Annotated in this window: 4 protein-coding genes; 3 read left to right on the plus strand and 1 reads right to left on the minus strand. The window is 52.1% G+C overall.

What is annotated here, in order from left to right; all coding sequences use genetic code 11:
- Positions 1-853 (plus strand): hypothetical protein (locus tag VE954_RS04350; protein WP_324950043.1); only part of this gene is annotated, 853 nt, incomplete at its 5' end.
- Between the two features lie 380 nt (positions 854-1233).
- Here VE954_RS04350 and VE954_RS04355 read toward each other — a convergent pair.
- Positions 1234-1905 carry a sulfite exporter TauE/SafE family protein gene (locus VE954_RS04355; protein ID WP_324950045.1) on the minus strand — a complete coding sequence of 224 codons (672 nt, stop codon included), beginning with the start codon at positions 1903-1905 and terminating at the stop codon, positions 1234-1236.
- A 410-nt stretch (positions 1906-2315) separates the two neighbouring features.
- Here VE954_RS04355 and VE954_RS04360 point away from each other — a divergent pair, with 410 nt between their 5' ends.
- Positions 2316-2942 carry a hypothetical protein gene (locus VE954_RS04360; protein WP_324950047.1) on the plus strand — a complete coding sequence of 209 codons (627 nt, stop codon included), beginning with the start codon at positions 2316-2318 and terminating at the stop codon, positions 2940-2942.
- 519 nt (positions 2943-3461) lie between these two features.
- Positions 3462-5647, plus strand: a 2186-nt coding sequence (locus VE954_RS04365) for a hypothetical protein (RefSeq protein ID WP_324950049.1), incomplete at its 3' end; no start/stop codon positions are given.

A 5647-nucleotide genomic window follows, 5' to 3' on the forward strand; every position in this document is an offset into this window, starting at 1 on the left:
CAAGAAGTCTCCGAATACCTCAGCTTTCCGCTCGCGCAATACCTGTGCTTTCTACAATATGACTCACAGTGATGAGTTTTCTCCGGAGTTCATGACCGTTGTTTCAGGTATACGCTACATTAACGTCGATGAGTCTCAGAAAATTTGCCATGACACCCAGAATACACTGGCAGCCCGAAATTTCAATTTCATTGACGCCGACGGTAGTGCAACAGGAACCGGCACACCAACGATAGTTGGGTCCGGGGATATCAATTTCTGGAAAGTTGACAGCCGCTGCGTGAAGCAGCCTGACTGGGGTCTCTGGCTATGTCCCAAGGATAGCAATCGTTCCGTCGCGAGCGTTCAACTGGCGGGTATTGAGCGAAGCGGATTGGCCACACATTTATGGGGTGTCGGCGGCAATGAAGCGGGGCGCACCAATTCGTATCCGGCGACTTTCATTGAAAGGCAGCATATAAGTGGTCCAAGTGCAAGCGGCTGGCACGTGGCGCTCGGGCAAGTTCCCCACGAAATATCGGTCCGGGTTAAATCAATTAAAGCGGGCAGCTGGCTCGTACTTTCGTTCACCTTGCCAGAGTCAAAGCTCTGCTGGATTGATGACTGGAACAAAGCGACTAATCTTGCCGGCTTTAAGTCTGCGACGAGCAATACATTCTTTGTGGATGCAAGCACTGGAAGCTGCATGGTCAAGATAATGGGCCTGCAGGATGGTCTCGCCTTTACCAGGGAAAGCCTATCACTTCCCGAGATAAGCGATCGGAACCCCAAAATGCGTTTTACAATTAAAACCAGCTGTCGTGGTCAACCATGCACGGTTGCGAATCCCAGAGTTCCGGGTTATTCGCTGTAAAGTATTTTTCCTTCCTGAGGCGGCTGCTACCCGTGATGGCACATTACGTCCGGCAGCCGTTTTTTGAAGAGTTTCGTGCCAGTATCAGCAAAAAGCCACGCACTCAATTACACGGTAATTATCCTCCCTCGGCGCCATGATCAGCTTTTATCTCATCCAGCGAAAAACAAGGTCGTAAACCCTCTCACCGCAGAGTCTTCAGGCCGTGTCCAATGCCATACGCTCGTCCATGTCGAGCTTGAAGGTTCCGTAGGGGTTTATATAGGCATAGAGAAAGGCGTAATGTGAGAGGTGTGTCGAGTTTTGTCAGATCAGCAATTTGAACGAGGATGCGACGACAACTGCAATAAAAATTGTTCGTACCCAGATTTCCCCTTTCTTCAAAGCGAAGCCGGCACCGAGTGAACTGCCCAATGTCTTGCGAGCCCCATGGCGATGCAATAGGACCATTGGACCGATCCTGCCCGTCCATAAACTAGCACCGCTACGAGGCCTACAGTCAGACTAAGCAGGCTGAGTAGGCCGGCGGATTCAAGCAGCGACTTACCGAAGAGGAGAACCAGAATAGTGCTGGCGAAAATAAGAAAGCCGGCTCCAAAAAAAGTGCCCCAAAAACCAACACCGACAAACAAAAGAAAACTGATCCCTTTGAGCAGCGCAGACGCGGGCTCCTGCCGTGGTTGAGGCTTTCCTCGCAGAAGAACGATGGCAAGGATGACGAGAAGCAGGATCGCTGTGATTTTCTGCATGGACTCAGCATTGATCGACAGCAGTGCCCTGCCTCCCAGCAAGGCACCGATTCCGGTCAGTGCCATAAGCTTGCCTCCCAGGCGAAAGTCAATAGTGCCCGAGCGATAAAAGCGCTGAAAGGAGCCGATAGCTCCGCCCAGCATGGCAAGAAGGTCAGTCGCTATCGCGGATTGGGGGGTCAGCCCCAAAAAAATCAGTGCGGGGGTGGAAATGAGACCTGCTCCACCAGTGCTTGCACAGATAAAGGACGCCACACAGCCGACCAGGAATGACACGAAGATTTTACTGCAGATCTCGAACATTGTACGTCTCTTCAAGCGGCAGGCTATGCGCCCTGCGGGACAGGGAATTGCCATCGGAAAATGCAATTTCTACTCCTGATCAGCGCGCTTGGCAAGCTTTTGCAGGTCTGGGAGGGCGGGTAGCAGCCACCTGCTTGCAATATCTTACGCTCCTTTTTCACAGCTGGGCGGCTGGAAGGCCTCCCTGAGTCGAGGTTTCAGCAAGTCAAGTATCGCGCCGAGACGCATGACCCTGACCGCAGTGAGTAAAGCCTAAATAACACGCTGTACATTATGCTCAAAGGCTCGACAGCCGTTCGGTTCACTGCGCACTTCAGTGCGATAAGTGATTGTATGGTTTCAAATACGGAATGGTTTGCATTTTGCACAGTCAAAAAATGTTTGTGGGAACTTTAACAACGAGGTTGTCAATGATCAGTCGGAAATCGATGCTTGTGCTCTCTCTGTTGACTTTGACTGTTTTAGCGAACTGCAGCAAGAAAAACCGTCCGGCGGAAAACGAGGAAGAGACGATCGGAGTTTTAACCGAAAACGATCAGCTCTCGGGTTCGGAAGGCGACGACAAAGAATCAAACATGGCTGACACAGATTCCGATGGTGATGGCGTCACCGATGCTGCGAAAGCTGCTGCCCCTGCCCAGTTACCTTCCGTAGCCCTCAGATTTTCCCATGCACCGACTCTTTGCGCTCAGTACACCGCAACTGGCACAGTTAAACTACAGACTTGCGTGGCGACCGAAGACTATCAAAAATTCAAGCAAGTCGTGACTCCCGACAATCGGATTCAGTTTGTGAACGAGAAGGCGCAACTTTGTCTTTCAACAACTGGGTTTTTGGCTCCTGTCGTCACGACTGAACCGTGCGCCACTAAAGATGCCCAGCTGTTCACCAAAAAAATGGTGGGTAATGCGTTCACGCTTCGACAAAACTCTGACACACGCTGCATGACGACTGGAAACAGCGAGAGTGCGGACCCTGGTGCGTTTTTGATAATGGTCGACTGCATTGATGAAAAAAGCCAGAAGTTGGTCCCCTAGTCGGGCGCGACGCTATCATTTGAGTTACTACGAAACTTCGGTATCCCTTCAAAGTGTGTTTCGGAGGCAACCGATGTTTCGAAGGCCCAAAATGAGCAAAGATTGAGTAGCCTCGAAACCTTTCCTGGAAGAAAGTCGATTCTTCCAGGAAGCGTAGGTGGCAAAGGGCTAATCCTTCATGTCGGCGTCACCGCAATGTGGGCAGCAGGCACGCAATCAGTTTTCAGCCACTTCTGGCGGTTACCGCTGCTCTTCAAAAACCACCTTACTATTAGTGGGGAGTTCATCCCGCTTTATATCATGAATTTACTTCGTGGTTAAACTATCGCTCACTGTGTAATTGAATGCGTATGAAGACAGCGCGGGTCGAAATACCTGCTGTGAGCAATTCTGTTTGTGCCTTTTAACCGCCTTTGAATAATTATGCATCGAGATCATTTGAGTTCGAGGAAAAGGATCTTGCTCGAAAACTTGGACCAGTTTAAGAACCGTTAATAGAACAATCCATAGGAGACAAAAATGCTCAAAAAAGCAACCGCTGTTCCTCTTCTTCTCGCTGTTCTTGGGAGTTCCTGTGGAGGCAAAAAAGAAGCTCCCGAGCCTGAAAGTACTCTGAGTGAAAACTCTCGGGATTTGCCGACTGGTGTGAATGGCGATAAACCTGGCATCGGCAGTTACAGTGAAGCCGAGCTAAATCAAAAAATTTCTGCTGGACTTGCTATCTGGCGTCAGCCGCGAAAAGACCTCAATGGCGTTGACAAGGGTGCCTGCGCGAACTGTCATTCCGATGGTTTTGAGTTGGCGGTCTATGATTTCACTGATGATGATATTCGTCGTCGCGCGCACCTGGATGGGGTCAATGAAGCCGACCGGGAGGCCCTCGTTGAATATTTCTCCGCTTTGCGACAGAAATATAAAATCACCTCTCCAAAAAGCGTGCTTAATGATCGACCCTTTCAGCCTCGCGGCACAGTTCTACCAGGCGAGTCAAAAGCCGACCGTGATCTTGCCTTTGCCCTTACTTCGCTTCGAAGGGTTGCTCCCACACTGGTCGACGCACAAATCAGTACTCTTGACCAGGCCCTGCAAGCCAAGGCAGAGCTGACGGCCAGCAAGCCTTTGGATATACAGATCGGGATCCCTTTGCCCCGCATCTCAGAGGACTGCTTCCGAGGCGAGGAGCATTGTACAGCCAACGATTGGATCTCTGATCTCCCCCGCGTTCCCAAACCCGGGTTTGAAGCTCAATGGTTTGCGATCAATGATCGCTACCTGGCGAATCCCACCGATGGGAATCTTCGCGAAATCCTGCAGGCCGTCGATTCCATGACGGTTGCTTGGAAAAATCCTGGCGAATCCCAGCAGGGGCCAGCTGGATCACTCGGTACCACTAAATTCAAAGCTCTGCAGGTCACAGCCCATCTTCTGCGGCGCCAGCAATTGGGCTTGTTCGACCCTGCGAAAGACGAAAACCCTATTCTCGCACTGACCGGACCGGGCCAAGGGCAACCGAATGCGGCCTTCTTTGTCGCCGATTTCGCCTTTGACAAGACTAATACTGTATGGACCCGCGCCGATCAGATGCCGGCCTTTGTTCGCCAGAGCTTCGGCGAGACGGCTGAGCGGCCGTTCACCGATGCCGACGTTCAGGATCAAAAGAATCAGATCGTACAGCCCTGGTGGTATTTCGGCTTTAACGGGGACAGCACCCTATCCAGTGGGACCGGCCCCGAGTATTTCCTCGGCTCCCTGGGCCGTGACCCCACCGGAGGTTACCCGCTTCATCGGTTTTATCTGGTCGGTAAGAAGGCTACGACCGGGTACGATAGAAACAAGGACCCTTCAAAGCTGGAAGCGAACAACGTTGCCCTGGCCAAGAACGGCTGGAAAGACGTCGGCGATGAAGATCTTCCGAGACTCTATGCTACCGTCGAGGCCAGACAGCTGTACCGTAAACTGGAAGTGAACTGGACAGCCATGTGGATGCTTCTCATGAAAGAGCAAATCGAAAAGAGTGGCCTGGCCAGTCTCGACACGCACTTTGATAGGGACCTGCACCTTTGTGCACCACAAGGAGGTGTCAGTCTGCGGTCGTGGGTGACCCAGGCATCAGCCTTCGATGGTCAGCGGGCTCCGTTCCTGTTCGGCCTCTATAACACGCTCAATGAGCTGGCAGGCTGCGGATTGGAACCATTGGCCACAACCTATGTAGCAGGCCAAGGCAAAGGTCTGACCATCGATTGGTACAGCGGCACAGGCGATGAATTCAATGGCAAGTCGTCTGCCCTCGTGAACAGTAAAAAAGTGGCCACGCGAGTCGAACCCATAGTCTACTTCCCGGGCCGTGAGGATGGGTTGGGATATTTCGCGACCTGGGCGAAGTCAGCCGGCGTCGATATCAACGGGGCCTTTTCATCCCACGGAAAAGGGACGATTATCGCACCTGTGACGGGTGACTATTCGTTCCTCCTGAACGATCGAGGCGGTGGCTTTGGCAAAGTCTTCGTGGCTGGCAAGGAAGTTTACAATCGTTTCCGTTATAACGAGGACAAGCCGCTGAAGGTGACAGTTTCCCTTCAGGCGGGCCAGAGTTATCCCATTATATTTGAGCGTCACGGCTACGCCGCGGGCGGGATCCAACTTGAATGGCAGAGTGTAAACGGCAAACTGCCTCGCCAGAAGATTCCTACGTCGCAGCTCAACCC

Origin of the sequence: Oligoflexus sp. (genome assembly GCF_035638955.1) — a bacterium.
Taxonomy (GTDB): Bacteria; Bdellovibrionota_B; Oligoflexia; order Oligoflexales; family Oligoflexaceae; genus Oligoflexus.

Coding starts and splice junctions, on each gene's coding strand:
- VE954_RS04355 (WP_324950045.1), bottom strand. CDS start 1,905: ATGTTCGAGATCTGCAGTAAAATCTTCGTGTCATTCCTGGTCGGCTGT.
- VE954_RS04360 (WP_324950047.1), top strand. CDS start 2,316: ATGATCAGTCGGAAATCGATGCTTGTGCTCTCTCTGTTGACTTTGACT.